The organism is Mahella sp. (genome assembly GCF_020054945.1).
Classification (GTDB): domain Bacteria; phylum Bacillota; class Clostridia; order Mahellales; family Mahellaceae; genus Mahella.
This window is the reverse complement of the sequence record NZ_JAIHAU010000014.1, coordinates 43,116-62,528: the sequence shown is the minus strand read 5'-3', so window position 1 is coordinate 62,528 and position 19,413 is coordinate 43,116. Positions and strand designations below refer to the sequence as shown.

General features: G+C 39.0%; 15 protein-coding genes and 1 pseudogene. 14 read left to right on the top strand and 2 right to left on the bottom strand.

The features are described 5' to 3' along the window. Nucleotides 1-7 precede the first annotated feature (7 nt). The 5 genes from JG770_RS04510 (at nucleotide 8) to JG770_RS04490 (ending at nucleotide 5,649) form a co-directional block, all read left to right on the top strand. A complete protein-coding gene (locus JG770_RS04510) occupies nucleotides 8-832 on the top strand; it encodes a transketolase (RefSeq protein ID WP_291955778.1) in 825 nt (274 codons plus the stop codon). A 17-nt stretch (nucleotides 833-849) separates the two neighbouring features. Continuing rightward, on the top strand, nucleotides 850-1,785 hold the full coding sequence (locus tag JG770_RS04505; protein ID WP_291955775.1) for a transketolase C-terminal domain-containing protein: 936 nt from the start codon (nucleotides 850-852) through the stop codon (nucleotides 1,783-1,785). Between the two features lie 13 nt (nucleotides 1,786-1,798). Continuing rightward, complete coding sequence (garR, locus tag JG770_RS04500; RefSeq protein WP_291955810.1) at nucleotides 1,799-2,692, top strand: 2-hydroxy-3-oxopropionate reductase; 894 nt, start codon at nucleotides 1,799-1,801, stop codon at nucleotides 2,690-2,692. A 146-nt stretch (nucleotides 2,693-2,838) separates the two neighbouring features. After that, nucleotides 2,839-4,179 (top strand): gluconate:H+ symporter, encoded by a 1,341-nt coding sequence (locus JG770_RS04495; protein ID WP_291955772.1) that lies wholly within the window; start codon nucleotides 2,839-2,841, stop codon nucleotides 4,177-4,179. 51 nt (nucleotides 4,180-4,230) lie between these two features. Beyond that, a complete protein-coding gene (locus tag JG770_RS04490; protein WP_291955770.1) occupies nucleotides 4,231-5,649 on the top strand; it encodes a gluconate transporter in 1,419 nt (472 codons plus the stop codon). A gap of 148 nt (nucleotides 5,650-5,797) precedes the next feature. Here JG770_RS04490 and JG770_RS04485 read toward each other — a convergent pair. Both JG770_RS04485 and JG770_RS10640 read right to left on the bottom strand, forming a co-directional pair. Further along, nucleotides 5,798-6,200, bottom strand: a pseudogene (locus JG770_RS04485) (transposase); the annotation flags it as partial. A gap of 187 nt (nucleotides 6,201-6,387) precedes the next feature. Beyond that, complete coding sequence (locus tag JG770_RS10640; RefSeq protein ID WP_363320915.1) at nucleotides 6,388-6,606, bottom strand: integrase core domain-containing protein; 219 nt, start codon at nucleotides 6,604-6,606, stop codon at nucleotides 6,388-6,390. A gap of 705 nt (nucleotides 6,607-7,311) precedes the next feature. On the opposite strand from JG770_RS10640, the gene JG770_RS04480 reads away from it, so the two are divergent. From JG770_RS04480 to JG770_RS04440, 9 genes are all read left to right on the top strand, one after another. Next, on the top strand, nucleotides 7,312-8,889 hold the full coding sequence (locus tag JG770_RS04480) for a mannitol dehydrogenase family protein (protein WP_291955768.1): 1,578 nt from the start codon (nucleotides 7,312-7,314) through the stop codon (nucleotides 8,887-8,889). A 19-nt stretch (nucleotides 8,890-8,908) separates the two neighbouring features. After that, entirely contained in the window at nucleotides 8,909-9,988 is a 1,080-nt protein-coding gene (gene uxuA / locus JG770_RS04475) for a mannonate dehydratase (RefSeq protein WP_291955765.1), read from the top strand. Between the two features lie 4 nt (nucleotides 9,989-9,992). Beyond that, on the top strand, nucleotides 9,993-10,676 hold the full coding sequence (locus JG770_RS04470) for a GntR family transcriptional regulator (protein ID WP_291955762.1): 684 nt from the start codon (nucleotides 9,993-9,995) through the stop codon (nucleotides 10,674-10,676). Between the two features lie 193 nt (nucleotides 10,677-10,869). Next, nucleotides 10,870-12,024 carry a Gfo/Idh/MocA family oxidoreductase gene (locus JG770_RS04465; protein WP_291955759.1) on the top strand — a complete coding sequence of 385 codons (1,155 nt, stop codon included), beginning with the start codon at nucleotides 10,870-10,872 and terminating at the stop codon, nucleotides 12,022-12,024. Between the two features lie 23 nt (nucleotides 12,025-12,047). Then, nucleotides 12,048-13,121 (top strand): Gfo/Idh/MocA family oxidoreductase, encoded by a 1,074-nt coding sequence (locus JG770_RS04460; RefSeq protein WP_291955756.1) that lies wholly within the window; start codon nucleotides 12,048-12,050, stop codon nucleotides 13,119-13,121. Between the two features lie 238 nt (nucleotides 13,122-13,359). Then, nucleotides 13,360-15,690 carry an AraC family transcriptional regulator gene (locus tag JG770_RS04455; RefSeq protein ID WP_291955753.1) on the top strand — a complete coding sequence of 777 codons (2,331 nt, stop codon included), beginning with the start codon at nucleotides 13,360-13,362 and terminating at the stop codon, nucleotides 15,688-15,690. Between the two features lie 141 nt (nucleotides 15,691-15,831). Then, nucleotides 15,832-16,776, top strand: a complete 945-nt coding sequence (locus tag JG770_RS04450; RefSeq protein WP_291955750.1) for an ABC transporter permease subunit — start codon at nucleotides 15,832-15,834, stop codon at nucleotides 16,774-16,776. Between the two features lie 15 nt (nucleotides 16,777-16,791). After that, the gene (locus JG770_RS04445; RefSeq protein WP_291955747.1) at nucleotides 16,792-17,667 is read left to right on the top strand and encodes a carbohydrate ABC transporter permease; all 876 of its coding nucleotides are present in this window, start codon (nucleotides 16,792-16,794) and stop codon (nucleotides 17,665-17,667) included. 44 nt (nucleotides 17,668-17,711) lie between these two features. After that, nucleotides 17,712-19,295 (top strand): extracellular solute-binding protein, encoded by a 1,584-nt coding sequence (locus tag JG770_RS04440; RefSeq protein WP_291955744.1) that lies wholly within the window; start codon nucleotides 17,712-17,714, stop codon nucleotides 19,293-19,295. Nucleotides 19,296-19,413: the final 118 nt, after the last annotated feature.

The following is a 19,413-nucleotide window of genomic DNA, read 5'->3' as shown; positions in this document are numbered from 1 at the left end:
TATTCTCGTGGATAAGCAGGAATTGATAAAAAAATTAGAGGAGCAGGCCAGGGTTTTAAGAAGAGATATTGTTGAGATTGTTGGTGTGGGCTTGCCAGGCCATATAGGTGGCTCATGTTCTTCTGCGGATATTGTGACCGCTTTATACTTCTATAAAATGCATTTAGATCCTAAAAACCCAAAGAAAATAGACCGTGACAGATTTTTATTTAGCAAAGGTCACGCAGCTATAGTGCAATATGCGGCATTGGCCGAACTCGGCTACTTTGACAAAAGTGAATTAAAGAAATGTAAATCATTAGGCTCTATATTGCAAGGGCATCCCGATTACAGAAAAACTCCCGGCGTCGAAGCTAATACCGGTTCACTTGGACAGGGGTTATCCATTGGCCTCGGCATGGCATTAGGCCTCAAGCTGGACAATATCGATAGGAAGGTTTATGTAATTATAGGCGACGGCGAAATTGCCGAAGGTCAGATTTGGGAAGCCGCTATGGCAGCCTCTAATTTTAAGGCAGATAACCTCGTAGCTATATTGGACAATAATGAGCTTCAGGCCACTGGCCCTATAGCTGAAAGGTTCAATACCAATCCATTGATTCCTAAATGGGAAAGCTTTGGCTGGAATGTGATTGAGATAAATGGCCATGATATGGGTCAGATAATCGATGCACTGGATGAGGCTGATAATGTGAAAGGCAAGCCTACTATTATCGTTGCCCATACTATAAAGGGCAAGGGTATCAGTTTCGCTGAAAATGCGGTAGAATACCATAATGGTGCCTTAACACAGGAGGCATATGAGAAAGCATTAGCGGAATTATCATGTTAAGGAAAGGATGATTTTATATGAGTTATACGAATCAAAGGATAGCTTATGGCAACGCACTTGTTCAACTAGGCAGGGAGAATAGAAATATTGTGGCATTGGAAGCGGATCTTGGGAAATCAACTATGTCCCATATGTTTCAGCAGGAGTTTCCCGATAGATACTTTGAGATGGGCATTGCGGAGCAGAATATGGCATCTACTGCAGCAGGCTTATCTTTAACCGGCAAAATACCATTTATACACTCATTTGCGGTATTTTCAACGGGTAGGGCGTTTGACCAAATACGCCAGACGATATCCATAGGCAGGCTAAACGTCAATATTTGTGGTTCTTCTGCTGGCTTGTCGGATTTTGGTGATGGCTCGACCCACCAGTCGGTGGAAGATATAGCGATTATGAGAGCTATACCTAATATGACCGTATTTTGTCCGGTTGATGCTAATGAAACGGGTAAAGTGGTAAGGGCTATGGCGGAAATCGATGGGCCGTGTTATATCCGAATAAACCGCAATGATTATGAAAATGTTACATCGGAAGATACACCGTTTCAGGTTGGAATGCCTACTGTGCTAAAAGATGGCAGCGATATAGCAGTTTTTGCGATAGGCATAATGGCGGTTAAAGCATTGGAAGCGGCGAAAGCATTAGAGGGCAAAATTTCTCTCAAAGTTATCAATGTCAGTACCATTAAGCCGTTAAATGCACAGGCGATCATTGATATGGCAAAAGATTGCAAAGCCGTTATTACAGCTGAAGAACACAATATCATAGGCGGGCTGGGCAGCGGTATAGCACAGGCTCTTTCTAAAGAATGTAAACCTATAGAATTTATTGGTATAAACGATACTTTTGGTTGTAGCGCACATAGCTATGATGAATTACTGGATTATTTTGACCTTACACCAGAGAGTATTATTCAAGCAGCACAAAGATTAAATAAATCAAAATATTGAGATAGGAGATGTGATATCTATGAAAATAGGATTTATAGGACTGGGTATTATGGGTAAACCTATGGCAAAAAACCTCTTGAAAGCAGGATATGAGGTGATTGGCTACGATATAGTTAAGGAGAACGTAGATAATGTAGTAGCTGCAGGCGCAAAGCCTGCCTCATCTGCTAAAGAAGTGGCCGAGCAGTGCTCGATCATTATTACCATGCTTCCTAATTCGCCCCATGTAAGAGAGGTAGTTATGGGGGAAAACGGCATATTGGAAGGGGCCAAGCCAGGCACTATACTGATAGATATGAGTTCTATAGCGCCGTTAGCTTCCCAGGAGATATGCAAGGCGTGCGCAGCCAAAGGGATCAAAATGATAGATGCGCCGGTTAGCGGAGGAGAACCTAAAGCGATCGATGGTACGCTTTCCATCATGGTAGGAGGAGATAAAGCGGTATTCGAGCAGGTATATGACATACTTATGGTAATGGGCAGCAGCGCTGTGCACTGTGGCGACATAGGAGCAGGCAATACTACAAAATTGGCAAATCAGGTCATCGTGGCTTTGAATATTGCGGCTGTCTCCGAAGCCTTCATGTTGGCTACGAAGGCTGGGGTAGATCCGCAGCTGGTATTCGATGCTATAAAAGGCGGATTGGCCGGATCCACAGTTATGAATGCAAAAGCACCTATGATAATGGAAGGTAACTTTGAACCCGGTTTTAAGATTGATCTTCATATCAAGGACTTAAATAATGTCTTAGAAACAGGTCATAGCGTAGGTTCTCCGCTTCCATTGACCGCTGCAGTGATGGAAATGATGCAGACGCTTCATGCCGATGGTTATGGGCAAAAAGATCACAGTGCTTTGGCAAAATATTATGAAAAGCTGGCTAATACAGAAATTAGGAAGAGATAGTTTCTATTGTTTTAAAATATCAGCACAATGTTCTAGTATTAGCTGAATATCAGCTAATACTAGAACATAATATCACTACTATGCTTTATGTAAATCCTAATATATGGCAAATATGTAAAATTAAATATAATGGGGGAAAATTGAGTATGGGCGTTAGTGGATATCAACTAATTATAGGTCTTGCCATAGGTATTGTATTATTAATCCTTATGATTGTAAAAACAAGAATTCACACCTTTTTTGCCTTGATAATATCATCTGTTGTAACAGCTGCGCTATGTGGAGTTCCGATGGATAAAATAGTAAGTATGGTTACCACTGGCTTTGGGAATACATTGGCAAGTATAGGAATTGTTGTAGGACTGGGTATTTTAATTGGAGAGGTATTTGAAATGTCAGGTGCGGGCGAAAAAATGGCAAATACTTTTATAAAGATATTCGGCGAAGGAAGAGAAGAATGGGCGCTTGCTATTACGGGATTTATAATTTCCATTCCTGTATTTTCTGATACGGCAATGTTGATTTTATTTCCAATTGCAAAAGCGCTTTCTAGAAAAACAAAAAAGTCCATTGTTTTGCTGGGTATGTGCCTAATGTATTCGGCCGTTATCACTCATACTTTAGTACCGCCTACGCCTGGACCGCTAGCAGCAGCGGAACAATTTGGAGTGCCATTGGGGAATATGATACTCTGGGGTGTAATAGTTAGTATTCCTATTATGATAGCCATTGTGTTCTACTATAAGTATATGGGGGCTAAAATATATATTTTGCCTGAAGAAGAAGACGAAAACGTTATAAAAGATGAGAAAGAACTTCCGTCTACTATCGCTTCTTTTACGCCGATTCTATTACCAGTTCTCTTAATTGTGATGAATACCGTACTTACCGCCACGGGAATAGAAAATTATGTAGTAGAAATATTAAAATTTGCTGGTACGCCAGTTATAGCACTTTCCATTTCATTACTGATATCCCTTCTCTTGCTTACTAAAGGTATGACTAGAAAAGAAGTACTTTCGCGAATGGATAATGGAATCAAAAATGCAGGTATTATTTTGCTTGTAACTGGTGGAGGCGGTGCTTTAGGATACATATTGAAAGAAAGCGGCGCGGGGAACTATTTAGGCCAAACTATAGCGAATACGAATATCCCACCGCTTTTGATTCCATTTTTGATTGCAAGTGTTGTTAGAGTGGTTCAAGGTAGTATCACTGTATCTATCATCACTGCTGCATCCATTTCTGCTCCTATTTTGCTAAATATACCCGGTGTTAACATGACATTTGCTGCTATATCTTGTTGTGTTGGCGCACTTTCGCTATCATATTTTAACGATAGTGGTTTTTGGGTACAATCTAATTTGATGAAATTAAGAAATACAAAAGAACAACTGCTGGCTTGTTCGCTACAAAGTCCGATTGCTTGGATTACAGGCTTTATAATGCTTATGCTATTAAATGCTTTATTTGGTGGAATAGCATAATTATACCACTATAATATTTATAAAATACAAGTAAAGGGAGGAGAAATTATAATGTCTGGAGGAGCTTTTTTTATAATCCTTGCTATAGGAATAATAGCTTTAATGCTGCTTATAGCAAAATTCAAAGTGCATCCTGTACTTTCTCTATTGTTTGTTGCTTTTTTTATTGGTGTAACTATGGGATTTTCGCCATTGAAATCAATAGAGTTGATAGCACAGGGATTTGGTGATACATTAGGTGGGGTTGGAATTCCTATTATATTAGGGGCTATATTAGCTATGGGTATTCACGATACGGCTGCAGCAAAGTCTATTGCTAATTTTTTCATTAAGCTATTCAAGGGCAAAAATCTTGAATTAGCTCCGGCGTTAACTGCATATATTGTGTCTATCCCTGTATTTGGTGATATCACTTCGGTATTAACTTCAAATATAGCTTCTGTATTATCAGCCAGAAAAAAGATATCAATGTCTACCATGACTTCTTTTACTGGTCTGGCTTTAAATCTAACTCATGCTGTTGTACCACCAACACCTGGAATATTGGCGGTGGCGATATTGCTGAAGGCTGATTTAGGCTTGGTGATTTTTTGGGGTATAATTGTTACATTTATCGCTTTTATAGTGACTTGGCTATTACTTAAAAAGTGGACTGAGAAGGAATATATAGAACCTAATCCTGAGCTTGTAAAAGGGATAAGCCCAGTTAATACGGATGATATTGACGATCTACTCATAAAAGGTGAAAATTTGCCAGGAACCTTAGAATCATTGCTGCCTATATTTATTCCAGTAATATTAATATCAATGTCTTCTTTTATAGCTATGATATTGCCGGAAGGAAATATTTTCCGAGAAGCGTCTGCGTTTTTGGGTAATAAAATAGTAGCACTTTCTTTAGGTGTAATATATACAATGTTGTTGGGATTAAAATATAAAAAATCCGTTATTCAAAACAATAAAGATATGAGCGTAAATTATGAGAGCGAAAATATTAAAGATATATTATTAAACAATTGGGTAGTAAGAGGATTAAATGTTGCTATAATAGCGTTAATTGTTACTGGTATGGGAGGCGCTTTAAGTACCATAATTAAGTCGGCTCCTGCAGTATCTCAACTTAACGGATTTGTAGATGGGCTTAATATACCATCTATATTGGTTCCTTTTTTCCTAGGAACAATAATGATGACAGCGGTTGGTTCAATGACTACAGCTGGCATGACTGCTGCAGCCATTGTTTTACCAATGCTACCAGCACTGGGGCTATCACCGTTGGCAGCTACTTTAGCTATAGGTGCCGGTACTCTGGCAATCAATCATGTTAATAATAGTGGTTTTTGGGTAATAACACAGTTTTTTAATTTGAATGTAAAACAAGGTATAAAATACATTACTATACCGGAGATAGTAGCAGCGATTTTTTGCATAATTTGTATTGTAATATTAAATGCTGGGGGATTGTTTTAACAATACAGTATTCTATGATTGTTTATAATAAATAATTTTAGTATATTGTAAATTTAATAGTTGATTAACCTCGTGCTAAATTTTAGCATGTGTTCTTCGTAACATTGTGCCGAGGTTAATCAACTATTACGAGATTGGCTTTAAGACTCTCAAGATGATCAAACATCATCTTAAGAAACTGCATCTGGTGTTTATCCAGTTTGCCGTTTATAGCCTGCGTTATTTCATTTGTCTTTTTGCGGCTCTGAGTTTTGAGACAACTGTCAGGGTCCTCTATAGTAATGCTGCCGTGGCTATAGAGATGCTTTATTATTGTACTGCCGGAAACGCCAAATATATCTGATATGAAAGATGAGAGCCTAAAACCGCAACTTTGCAGAAACTTCTCAATACGGTTCTTTTGCGGTATCGGGTAAGATCTCTTAGTTCCCGGATATCTTTATCTGGAATAAAGCTTTCGTTTAAGAGGCCGCCCTTAAAAGAGTAGCAATCCATTCAGCATCTTTCATATCAGTTTTTTTGCTAGGCACGTTTTTCACGTGTCTGGCATTATCGTGCGCCGGCATGGGCACACTCTTATGGGTGGAAGTCCCGAACCCGCCCGGTAGTGGGAAGGGTATAGCTGAACACCAAGGGTGTCCGTCGCGAGGCGGAATCTGAAGGAAGGTGCAGGCAAATCTCCGGCCTGACGAACAGAAACCACATAAGGCAACCGGATTGACCCCCTAATTCCGAAGATTATGCACTGAATTCTTTGATTTTCACACCATTGCTCATGAATGCGTCATAAAACTTATTTGGGGCCATATATTTTATGTTCCCATGTCTCCTTCTCTCGTTATAGTATATCATGTACTCATTTATAACGTCATATGTTTCCATAAAACTCTCGAACGCATACCGGCTATAATACTCATATTCCAGTATCGAGTGAAATGATTCTATATGTGTGTTCATTATTGGGCGTCTTTACTGATATTCTCTCATGTATGATCCCCATTTCTTTTACTGTATATCATTAAACGGTTTAGAAACAAATTGCGGGCCATTATCTGTCCTTATCTTTGGTAGACTGGCACAATCGTTAAGCCCTCTTGCCGCTAATACGGTTTTGAGTACCCTGCAAGCATCTTGGGCTGTACATGATGATCTATTATTGGCCGGTTATATATCTCTATAACCGATAATTGAAAAAAACTTATCCTCTCCCGTTATATATCCATATTTTATGTCTATTTCTCATAGCTGATTTGAAGCGTCTACTGTATTCATTTTAGCTAGATACCTAGAATGCTTGGATGCTATCACCCTCTGCAGCCGCAATATTCCTATTTCATTACATATTGAAGTACCTCCTTTATATTTGCTGCTTCAATTATAAAATACTATACCGATATAACCTCCAATCTCTTAATATTAATTATAATGATAATGATAATATATCATAATACATTATCCAACATTACTCAGTAGTAAAAACTGAAGATTTAACATTTTTTCGATAGAAAAGTCTGTTTTTAAGGCTCATAAAAATTCCTTTCTTTAGTGCAAGTGTTAAAGTTCTGTTTAAGATAGCAATTACCTTAGCAATTTAAACCATTGACTGTTGTATACTAGCATGCTAGACTAAAAACATAATATAAATAGCGGAAGGGAGCGAAAATGAAACTTAATCTCACCAATTTAACAACTAATAAAGAGCCATGGCAAAAACTAGGGTACGAAATCCCTCACTTCAATATAGAAGACATGAGGCAAAATACTCTAGAAGCGCCGATATGGATTCATTTTGGGGCCGGCAACATATTCAGAGCATTTCCGGCAGCAGCCCATCAGGAACTTCTCAACCAGGCTCTCTGCAATAAAGGCGTTATAGCATGCGAAACCTTCGATTATGAGATAATCGACAGGGTATACATACCGTACGATAACCTGCATATAGTTGTCGAGTTAAAAGCCGATGGCTCTATGAGGAAAAGGGTGATAGGCAGCGTGGCTAACGCGTTATCCTCCGATAAGGATATCGATGAGCTTATAAGAATATTTACCTCGCCGACGCTTCAAATGGCCAGTTTTACTATCACTGAGAAGGGTTATTCGCTCGCTTATGCAAAAGATGAGCTCGAGCATCTTACAAACGCACCTAAAACTGCCATGGGCCTTGTGGCGATGTTGTGCTATAAGCGCTATTTGGCCGGCAAACTACCACTCGCGTTGGTTAGCATGGATAATTTCTTTCACAATGGTGCAAAACTTCAAGAAGCGATAGAGGCATTCGCATACAGTTGGGTTGAACACGGTCTGGTAGAAGCAGGCTTTATTGATTATATACAAGACCCCCATTTTATAACTTTTCCATGGAGTATGATAGATAAGATAACGCCAAGACCATCAGAACAAATAAAGGCTATGCTAGAATCGGAAGACATAGAGGACATGGACATAATGGTAACCTCAAAAAATACCTATATAGCTCCATTTGTCAATGCCGAATACACCCAATACTTGATAATAGAGGATTTATTCCCAAATTCCAGACCGCCATTAGAAAAAGCCGGTATAATATTCGCAGATAGGGATACTGTAGATAAAGCTGAGAAGATGAAAGTGTGTACCTGCCTTAATCCCTTGCATACGATATTGGCTGTATTTGGTTGCCTTTTAGGGTATCGTTCTATAGCTGACGAAATGAAAGATGATGATCTTAAAGCATTCGTTGAAAAAGCAGGATATGAGGAATTTTTGCCTGTAGCCGTCGACCCCGGTATAATAAAGCCTAAAGATTTCATGGAAGAGGTATTGGAAGAGCGTTTGCCCAACCCGTTTGTTCCCGATACACCGCAGAGAATTGCGTGCGACACATCGCAAAAGATATCCATACGATTCGGTGAAACGCTTAAGGCTTACATAGCAGACGGCAAAAACATAAGCGAACTTGTCTACATACCGCTTTTCTTTGCAGGCTGGCTGCGGTACCTGGTTGGCATAGATGACGACGGCAATGCATTCGAACCAAGCCCTGATCCGATGTTACCGACATTATGTAGCTACTTGAAAAGCATATCGCTTGGCGACAAAGAACCGTTTACGGAGAAATTGGCTCCGATACTGTCAGATAAAGCAATATTCGGTATAGATTTATATGAGCACGGCTTATCCCAAAAAGTAGAGAGTATGTTTGCTGAGATGATAGGTTCAAAAGGCGCTGTCAGAAAGACCATTCAAAAAAAATATATATAGGCAAAGAAGATAATGTGCTATGAAAATGAGTTTTAGATGGTTTGGCGAAGGCCAGGATAATATACCGCTTCAATATATAAGGCAGATTCCCGGCATGTACAGCATAGTTACCAGCCTTATAGACATACCGGTTGGTGAAGTTTGGCCAATTGACAGGCTAAAAACCCTAAAAGAGAAAGTAAACGCTTATGGTTTGCACTTGGATGTCATAGAAAGCGTAAATATTCATGAGGACATAAAATTGGGTCTTAAGACACGCGATAGATATATACAAGCCTATATAGATACCATGAAAAATCTACATGAAATAGGCGTAAAAGTTATATGTTACAACTTCATGCCTGTACTGGATTGGGTGCGAACAGAACTGGAACGTAAACTGGAAGATGGCTCTTATGCTATGGCTTATAAAGAAGAAGATACCGTCAAAATAGACCCAAAAGATTTGAATGCTCAGATGGAAAAGCAATCAGGAGGCTTTAGCCTGCCTGGTTGGGAGCCTGACCGGTTAAAAGAGATGTCAACCATGATAGAAAAATATAAATATGTTAGCGAACAACAATATTGGAATAATATCAAATATTTCTTGGACGGTGTTATACCATATGCTGAGAAATATGATATAAAGCTTGCTATACACCCTGATGATCCGCCATGGCCTATATTCGGCTTGCCCAGGGTTATAACCAACAGGCAGAATATACAGCGGTTTCTAGATCTAAATAAAAGCCCATACAACGGTCTTACACTATGTACTGGCTCGTTAGGTGCCAATAGGGAAAACGATTTACCGTCGCTCATACGGGAATTTGGTAGCCAAGGCAGAATACATTTTGCGCATATACGCAATATCAAATACCAAGACGGTAGAGATTTTCATGAAACAGCGCATCTGTCGCAATGTGGCTCATTGGATATGTTTGAAATAGTTAAAGCATTTTATGATGTTGGCTTTGACGGTTATGTGCGTCCTGATCATGGCCGCATGATATGGGGCGAAAAGGGCCGTCCCGGTTATGGGTTATACGATAGGGCATTGGGCGCTGTATATATACAGGGGTTGCTAGAGGCCATAGATAAGATGACAAATGGCAGGTGAGATTATGCTGGAAGTGCTAGAGAAAGAGAAAAAGGAAACCGCCAAAGAATACGCCGTACGGATATTAAAATACAATATAATGAACCTAAACCTAAAGCCCGGTCAAATAGTGAGCGAAAATGAGATAGCCCAGCAGCTCGGCATAAGTCGCACGCCTGTTAGAGAGGCCTTCATAGAGCTATCCAAGGCGTCAATGGTAGATATATACCCACAAAAGGGCACCTATATAGCGCCTATAAATCTCGGCATAATAGAACAGTCGCGTTTTATGCGCGCTGTGCTCGAAAGAGCTGTAATAGAGATTGATTGTGATAACAGCAACAAAACATATATCGCTTATTTAGAAGAGAACCTCATGCTTCAGCAAAGTTGTGCCGAGCAAAAAGATTACAAACGATTATTGTATCTGGATAATGAGTTTCACAGGTTGCTTTTTTCCATGGCTGGCAAAGAAGCTATATACGATTTCATGGAAAATATAATGGGCCATTTCAATAGGGCGCGTATGTTGAACCTCGCCGAAATGGATAGGCAAAGAACCATAGATGAACACAAACGTATGTTCGAGTTTATAAAAGCAAAGGATAAAAAAGGCGCATCGGCGTTGATGGAACAACATTTATCAAGGATAAACACTGATTTGGCATATTTGCAGGAAAGACATCCGGAATATTTCAAAAATTCATAATTAAAATTATAATAACATCAATAGCGGGCTTATTATGTTTCTGCGATTCGTAATATATATGCGACAATAACTGAATAGCTATATATTTAAAATAGTATAGTACAAAAAATAATTAAATTATATATGTAAATATAATGGATAAGCACTATAATTAAAGAGATAGAAAAATTCATCACAAATAAAAGGAGAAATTATGATAAAGGTTGCTATAATAGGAACAGGGAATATATCTGCCGCTCATATTGAAGGCTATCTTCAATTTCCAGAGCGATGCAAAATTGTTGCTCTTGTTGATATTTATCCCGAAAAAGCTGAGGAAAAGAAAAAGAGGTTTGGTCTCACAGATGCTGAAGTATATGACGATCACAGAAAAATACTTGATAGAAATGACATAGAGCTATTTGATGTATGCACACCTCCATATGTGCATTCTGAAATTACCATTAACGCTTTAAATGCAGGAAAAAATGTTCTAGTCGAAAAGCCTATGGCAGCATCATTAGAAGAATGCGATGCGATGCTAGAAGCCGCACAGCGCAATAATAAACTGCTCTCCATAGTGGCACAAAATCGCTTTAGAACAGGCTATATGAGGTTAAAGCAAGTCCTTGATTCCGGACTCGCCGGTGATATCTCCCACGTCGAAGTAGATTCATATTGGTGGAGAGACCACTCGTATTATGATCTTTGGTGGCGCGGTACGTGGGAAAAAGAAGGTGGCGGTTGTACGCTTAACCATGCCATTCACCACATAGATATGATGATATGGATGGCAGGTATGCCTGAAGAGATACAAGCTGCCATGTCTAACACCTCGCATGATAATGCAGAAGTAGAGGACCTTTCTGTTGCTATCTTGAAATTCAAAAATAGAGCTCTGGGTCAAATAACCAGTTCTGTCGTGCATCACGGCGAAGAACAACAGATTGTGTTTCAATGCAAGAAAGCCAGGATTTCTGCTCCATGGAAAGTATATGCATCAAAAGGAAAAAGCAATGGTTTTCCTGAAAGAAACAAAGAGCTGGAAAACGAAATAGAAAAATTTTACGAAAGCCTTCCTGCTCAAAAATATGAAGGTCATACGCCGCAAATAGATGATGTATTGAAAGCACTCGAGACGAACAGTAAACCGCTGAGTACCGGGGAAGGTGGCAGGCGAGCACTCGAACTTATAACCGCAATATATAAATCAGCTTCCATAAATCAATCTGTAAAATTACCGCTTACAAAGGATGATCCATTTTATACGGTAGCTGGTCTACAGGCTAATCTGCCTCATTTCTATGAAAAATCGGCCAGTATAGAAAATTTCGAGGATGAAAGCATCACCTTCGGCAGAGAGGTATAATTAAATAAAGGAGTTGATATATTATGTCAAATGAAAGCGGAATGAATTATGCGCCAAAAGGAAGACCGAATAAAGTATGTAAAGAAGGTGAATTCATATTTGCTGCAGTTGGATTAGATCATGGTCATATTTACGGCATGAGCAACGGCTTGATAGAGGCCGGTGCGCAAGTAAAATGGGTTTATGATCCAGATCCTGAGAAAGTTGCACAATACATAAAAGCCTTCCCACAGGCAAAAGCTGCTCGCAGCGAGGATGAAGTACTAAGCGACAACTCGGTAAATATGATAGCCAGTGCTGCCATTCCATGCGACCGCTACGCGATCGGGCTTCGTGCTATGGATGCCGGCAAGGACTATTTTACCGACAAACCACCGCTTACCACGTTAGAACAATTGCAGCAGGCAAAGGATAAAGTCAAAGCAACAGGCAAAAAATATGCAGTATATTACAGCGAGCGCATCCATGTAGAAAGTGCTGTTTTTGCCAGTCAGCTGATAGAAGAAGGGGCTATCGGCAGGGTTATACAGGTAATCGGTATGGGGCCGCACAGAGAGGGAAAAGGCAGGCCGGATTGGTTCTATGATAAGAAACGCTTTGGCGGGATATTATGCGATATAGGAAGCCACCAGATAGAGCAATTTTTATATTTTACAGGCGCAGAGGATGCTATAATACAAAATGCCAGGGTGGCTAATTACAACCACAAAAATTATCCCGACTTTGAAGATTTCGGTGATGTTTCGCTATTAGCAGACAATGGTGCGACAGGGTATTTCAGAGTAGACTGGTTTACTCCTGATGGCCTTAGCACATGGGGGGACGGCAGATTGTTTATACTCGGTACAGAAGGCTATATAGAGCTTAGAAAATACACCGATATAGCCAGGGACCCCGAAGGTGACCAGGTATATCTTGTAAATAACGAGGGTGAGCGCCGCTTCCCAGTCAGAGGCAAGGTTGGTTATCCATTCTTTGGCGCACTTATACTCGATTGCTTGAATCGTACAGAAAATGCTATGACCCAAGAACACGCATTTAAAGCAGCTGAGCTTTGTGTGAAAGCAGAGGAGTTAGCACAACAGGTCGAAAAATAATATTGTAGTAGCTGCATAAACCATAGCAACAGCATCTGTTATGAGCAAAATATGAAAAATAGCGTTTAGCTATTTTTGTAGTAATGACCTTAGTATTGTGATATACTTTAAGTAAACGGTTCCTCCTCATTTTGTTTTATCATAGGTATAATTATATACTTGTAGAGGTAGGAGCCGCTACTTCAAATACCGGGGAGTTTTGAACATCTTTTTTAGTTTTTTAAGGGGGATGTGAAAATTGGGTACGAGATTTTATAGCAATATTTATCTCTCGTTTGTGTTGATATTGTTGATCGGGGTGATATGCTCAGCGTTGATATTCGGTTATTTTTCCACAAAGATAGTGACGCAGGAGATATATAATGCCAATATGAAGGCCCTCAATTATGTAGTTGATAATATGAATGTTGCATTTGAGAACATAGACAATATAGCATTGCAATTGTCAAACGATCCAGGTGTAAATTTTTTTGCTTATAGAGCTTTTTCAGATGACTATTTCGGATTAAAGCGTTTATCACAAAATATAGATAGCCTTAAAATTACCAATTCATATCTTGATTCTATATATGTTTATTATAAGGATAACGATGCTATTATTACATCTCCAGACGGAAAAATGAGTTTGGAAAGTTTTTATGATACACTCTGGATGGAACAGTTATCCTTTCAAGGAGAAATTCAATGGATTTTTAATAGAAGATTCAGCAGGCCCAGGGGAACGAACGGATACGAAAATAAGTCCGTTATATCATATATACGTTACATGCCTTTAGGCTCTGCATATAAAAATGGTGCGGTAATAGTAAATATAGACGTAAATAAGTTAAACGCCATGCTGGATCAAAATGATATAGGCGCCGGTGGTGTGATGATAGTGAATGATGATGGAGATATAGTGGCATCATCGGTTAAAGGTTTAAACATAGATTCCAAAACGATTTTGACAGATATCAAACAAAATGAAGCTCTTAATGATTATGAAAAGGCAAATTTAGATGGTAAATACTATATAAAGTCCTACTTTAAAGATGATAGGGACTGGACATATATTATGTTTACTCCTATGGAAACATTGATGAATACGCAAAATATGATAAGAAATATCGTATTTATAAGTACGTTGCTGGCACTATTTATAGGAATTATACTTTCATCGACATTTTCTAAGCGCTTATATACACCGATAAAAGAGCTGATGGGTGCAGTCATAGATGGAAACATAAAGGAGAAAGAAGGCTGCCGCAGCAGTTACTACCGATTTGAAGAATTTAAGGCTATACAAGGCTTTATCAGCGATGTGGTTGAAAACAATGAACTATTAATTCAAGAAAATAAACATTTTGAATCATATGCTAAAGAGAGGATTATATTAGGCCTATTATATGGTAACGTATCCATAAACGATTTAAAAGCCGACAACCTCGACTTTATATCTAAAGGGTTTAACAAATTGATAATGCTGGTTATAGACATGGATGACTATGAAGAACTTATACAGCGTTATACTGACGATCAATTAAGCCGAATCCAATATTTGATAACGGAGATATGTAATTCCAGCATTTTAACCGGTGGTAATATCAAAGTAAATGTTGTCAAAACCTATCCGCATCAATGGGCATGTATAATAGTATCACATGATAGTGCCTTTGATGATCCATATATATTGAATATTGCATTTAGAACTGCGGAAAATCTGAAGGCCATTGTGAATACACAACTGAATCTTCGTGTTACTATAGGTATAAGTAAATCAGTAACCGATGTAAGCCAGATACGTGATATGTATTTGCAGGCTTGTGAGGCTATAAAATACCGTATAACACAAGGAGGAAATAATATAATATATTTTGGGCATACTGCTTTGGCTGATAAGCCTTTATACGCTTACCCGCAACACCAAGAAGAAGAATTAATAAACGCTTTAAAAGCGATGGATAAAGAGGCTGCCCATAGAGCTGTACTTTCTTTTGTAAAACACATAAGCTGTTATAAATGGATAAATCATGATTATGTATATTATATATTTGCACAATTAATAGGCAGTATAATGAGATTAATATATGGATTTGGAGCTAGTGCTACTGAAATATGGGATAAAGGCAACATATTCGAAGATTTATCAAAATGCCAATTAATAGAGGATATAGAAACTATACTTATAAAATTCGTAGATGAGACTATTCTGTATATAGAAAGCAAACAGAACAATAAATATGTGATCCTCATTGATTCGTGTACAGAATACATAAACAAACATTATAGTGATAAACAATTATCGGTTGAAGAGCTCTCGAGCAAAGTATACCTTAGCCCAGCTTATTTAGAAAAAATATTTAAAGAGATGAGAGGGCAGACCGTTTTGGATTTTATAAATGCTGTTCGCATGGAGAAGGCGAAATTAATGTTAAAGGAAACAAATCTAAAGATAGAAGATATTGCCGATAAAGTGGGTTATAATACGGCTCGCGGTTTTATAAGGGCTTTTAAAAAATACGAGAATATGACACCAGGTCAATACAGACATCACCTATTGGAGCAAAAGATCAATGATATCCCTGTGTAATTCTATCTTATATATTGTAATGGTCTATAATAAATAAATCTGTCTATACGTTAATGCATGATATTTTATATAGTCTATTTACTGATAAGTTGGGCAGTTATATCATTCATAGTATCAAATAATTGGAGGAGGAGAGCCGCTATGAACGATATAACTATTGCCGATGTAAGGGTTGCTAAACATCAAAATCCATTTATAACCAATATTCATAAATATCGATACCTTTACCTATTGCTGTTACCTGGTCTCATATGGGTAATAGTTTTTAGATATCTGCCCATGTACGGCATTGTTATAGCTTTTAAGGATTACAATATTTTCAAAGGCATAAACGATAGTCCATGGGTAGGACTGGCTAATTTTAACCGCTTCTTCCAAGACAATTACTTTTGGCCTCTTATGCGCAATACATTGCTTATAAGCTTGTATAAGATAATGTTTGGTTTCCCTATACCTATAATAATAGCACTTATGTTAAACGAAGTTAGGAATATTTCTTTTAAAAGAACAGTCCAAACGGTCATATACTTCCCCCATTTTTTATCTTGGGTAATAGTGGGTGGTCTTATAGTAACGCTTTTATCTCCGGACGGATTGATAAACGGTTTAATAACGATGTTTGGAGGCGAAAGTACTACTTGGATGGCTCGGCCGGAATACTTTCGTACAATATTGGTATTATCCGATATATGGAAGGAATCAGGGTGGGGTACGGTTATATATATGGCTGCGTTGGCTGGAATAGACCCACAACTATATGAAGCGGCTGTTATAGATGGTGCCAGCCGGCTGCAGCGTATGAGACATATAACTTTACCGTCCCTTATGCCTACCATTATTATCATGCTCATATTGCGCATGGGAAGTATAATGGATGCAGGTTTTGAACAGGTATTCCTTTTGCTTAACCCTAGTGTAATGGCGGTTGGAGATATTATAGATACATTTGTTTATAGAGTGGGTCTGGAACAGCAACAGTATAGCTTTTCTACCGCCGTAGGGCTTTTTAAATCTGTTATTAACATAATATTCGTGGTTGGTACAAATTATATAGCCCAAAAAGCCGGCCAAGAGAGTTTGTTTTGATAGGAGGAGAGAAACGTGAGAAGAGAAAGCTGGCAGGATAATATAACGCAGGTTGTTATATACGTCATATTGGTTGTAATCTCGCTTATAGTGATAGTGCCTATATTATATACTATATCGGTTTCATTGACGCCATATGCCGATACGCTTAAACGCGGAGGGGTTATACTTTGGCCTACCAATATAACATTTGAATACTACGGTTATGTTTTTAATGAAAATTCTCCAGTTCCAAGAGCGTATCTTATTACAGGAATAGTTACGGTTATAGGAACAGCTATAAGTCTTCTGATTACGGCATTTACGGCATATCCGCTATCGAAAAGATATTTGCCGGGGCGGAATGGGATAATGTGGATATTTTTCTTCACTATGTTGTTTGGTGGCGGCTTGATACCGACTTATCTTGTAATACGGTCACTTGGTCTGATAAACACTTTATGGGCTTTAATGATACCGTCGGCGATGTCGGTATATAACATGATAATTATGAGGACATTTTTTTCAGGGATACCCGATAGCCTTGAAGAATCGGCCAAATTAGACGGAGCCAATGATATTACTATATTATTTCGTATAGTATTACCTTTATCAATGCCGGTGTTAGCAACTTTGGGTTTGTTTTATGCTGTTGGCAAATGGAACATGTTCTTTGATGCATTGATATACATAAACGATCGTAGCAAATATACATTGCAAGTGGTTTTAAGGGAGATATTGCTAATGAGCCAATTGACCGAACTTATACCCGAGAGAGCATCGGCATTGCCGCCGCAACTTCCATTACAAATGGCGACCACAATGGTTGCGGTAATACCGATGTTATGTTTATATCCATTCTTGCAACGCTATTTTGTTCAAGGCGTTATGATTGGGGCCATAAAGGGATAGACCCTTGGCAATAAATTATATTTGTAAGAGGAGGAATTTATACTATGTGCAGAAAAACATTGATGTTGTTTATGGCGCTTGTTTTGGTTGCGGGCATGTTGCTGACGGCTTGTTCGGCCGAACAGACGGGAGAAGAAACGCAAGATAACGTTGATCAACAAGCAGAGGAAACAGGGGGCGGTGAAAGCCAAAGCGAAATCATTGAGCTGACGCTTTTTTGGAACAGAGCTAATGAAAATCCTGCTCCTGACAATATAATAGTTAAGGAAGTGGAGAAACGCACTAATACAAAGCTTACTATAATTGCACCTTCCACACAGGAATATATGCAGAAGCTCAATATAACTATGGCATCGGGTGATCTGCCCCATATAGTGATGTTTCCCGGAGGAAATCTTACTGATATGAAATCTTATGCTAAGCAAGGAGCGTTGGTACCGTTGGATGATATGCTGAATCAATATGCTCCAAATAGCGTATCTTATGTTCCTCAGGATGTATGGCCGTTTATGAAATGGAACGATAAAACGTATGCTATTCCTTCGTGGAAGATAACACATAAAAACACAGTGTATGTAAGACAGGATTGGTTGAACAAATTAAAGCTCGAAACACCTAAGACTTTAGATGAATATTATGAGGTAATGAAGGCTTTTGCGAAAAACGATCCTGACGGTGACGGCACAGCTAATACTTATGGTTGGGGCGGATCGGGTATAGGGGCGTTCAATTCTATCTATGGTGCATTTGGGGTAATGCCTACGCTATGGTATTGGGATGATGCTTCACAACAACTCCTGCCGTACGATATACATCCGGCAATGAAAGATGCTTTAAGTTTTTTGAATAAAGCATATAAAGAAGGCTTGATTAATCCCGATTGGATGGTGGTAAAAGGGCCGGAGGCGGATGCCCTTATTGATAGCGGTAAAGTCGGTATGTTTAATGGTTGGTGGACATATGGCCCGGATAGAGAAGTGCACCTAAAAGAAGTGGTTCCGGATGCGGTGATAGAACCGATAGCACCTCCTGTAGGGCCGGATGGTAAGAGCGGCAATATGCCGTCTGGTCGTTTGGGACGCATGTTTGCTATCACCGTACAGGCAGAGAAGGAGGATAAGGTGGAGAGCGCGCTGAAATTTATAGACTTCTTCCATACACCAGAAGGCATGCTTCTGGGACGTTATGGTGTTGAAGGCGTGCATTGGAAATGGAAGAGCGGTCAACCTACGCCTGATACGCCGGCCGAATTGGATAAACGAGTAGATGATATAGAGTTTTTGCCACAATATGATGAGGATCGCGAATGGATAGAAGTGATGAACTTTTTTGAACCGCAACTTGACATAACATCTTTCCCTGGCTGGAGCGATAGGCATGTGGCAGCGCAGTTGTTTGCCAGAGAACAGCCCATAATAGAGAATGACGGTGATGCCATAACGTGTGATGCTCGTATACAATACGGTGCATCGCTGGATACGTTGAGAGATGAAACTTATGCTAAGATAGTGACAGGGGATCTCCCCTTAAGCGCTTTTGATGATTTTGTAAATCAATGGAGAAGTTCTCATGGCGATGAGGTTATAGAACAGATGACCGAACAATATAAGATTACTTATAACAAATAATTGATATTAACAGAAAGCGGCCGCGATATAGTCAATCTATATCGCGGCCGCTTTTTCTCCGCAATATATAACCCTATCTAGCCTAAATGTGGTATAATAACGACATACCATTTATTTA

What these genes read in the sequence shown, in the direction of transcription:
- JG770_RS04505 (WP_291955775.1), top strand. Translation starts at nt 850, where the DNA reads ATGAGTTATACGAATCAAAGGATAGCTTATGGCAACGCACTTGTTCAA.
- JG770_RS04495 (WP_291955772.1), top strand. Translation starts at nt 2,839, where the DNA reads ATGGGCGTTAGTGGATATCAACTAATTATAGGTCTTGCCATAGGTATT.
- JG770_RS04490 (WP_291955770.1), top strand. Translation starts at nt 4,231, where the DNA reads ATGTCTGGAGGAGCTTTTTTTATAATCCTTGCTATAGGAATAATAGCT.
- JG770_RS10640 (WP_363320915.1), bottom strand. Translation starts at nt 6,606, where the DNA reads ATGAACACACATATAGAATCATTTCACTCGATACTGGAATATGAGTAT.
- JG770_RS04480 (WP_291955768.1), top strand. Translation starts at nt 7,312, where the DNA reads ATGAAACTTAATCTCACCAATTTAACAACTAATAAAGAGCCATGGCAA.
- uxuA (WP_291955765.1), top strand. Translation starts at nt 8,909, where the DNA reads ATGAAAATGAGTTTTAGATGGTTTGGCGAAGGCCAGGATAATATACCG.
- JG770_RS04470 (WP_291955762.1), top strand. Translation starts at nt 9,993, where the DNA reads ATGCTGGAAGTGCTAGAGAAAGAGAAAAAGGAAACCGCCAAAGAATAC.
- JG770_RS04465 (WP_291955759.1), top strand. Translation starts at nt 10,870, where the DNA reads ATGATAAAGGTTGCTATAATAGGAACAGGGAATATATCTGCCGCTCAT.
- JG770_RS04460 (WP_291955756.1), top strand. Translation starts at nt 12,048, where the DNA reads ATGTCAAATGAAAGCGGAATGAATTATGCGCCAAAAGGAAGACCGAAT.
- JG770_RS04450 (WP_291955750.1), top strand. Translation starts at nt 15,832, where the DNA reads ATGAACGATATAACTATTGCCGATGTAAGGGTTGCTAAACATCAAAAT.
- JG770_RS04440 (WP_291955744.1), top strand. Translation starts at nt 17,712, where the DNA reads ATGTGCAGAAAAACATTGATGTTGTTTATGGCGCTTGTTTTGGTTGCG.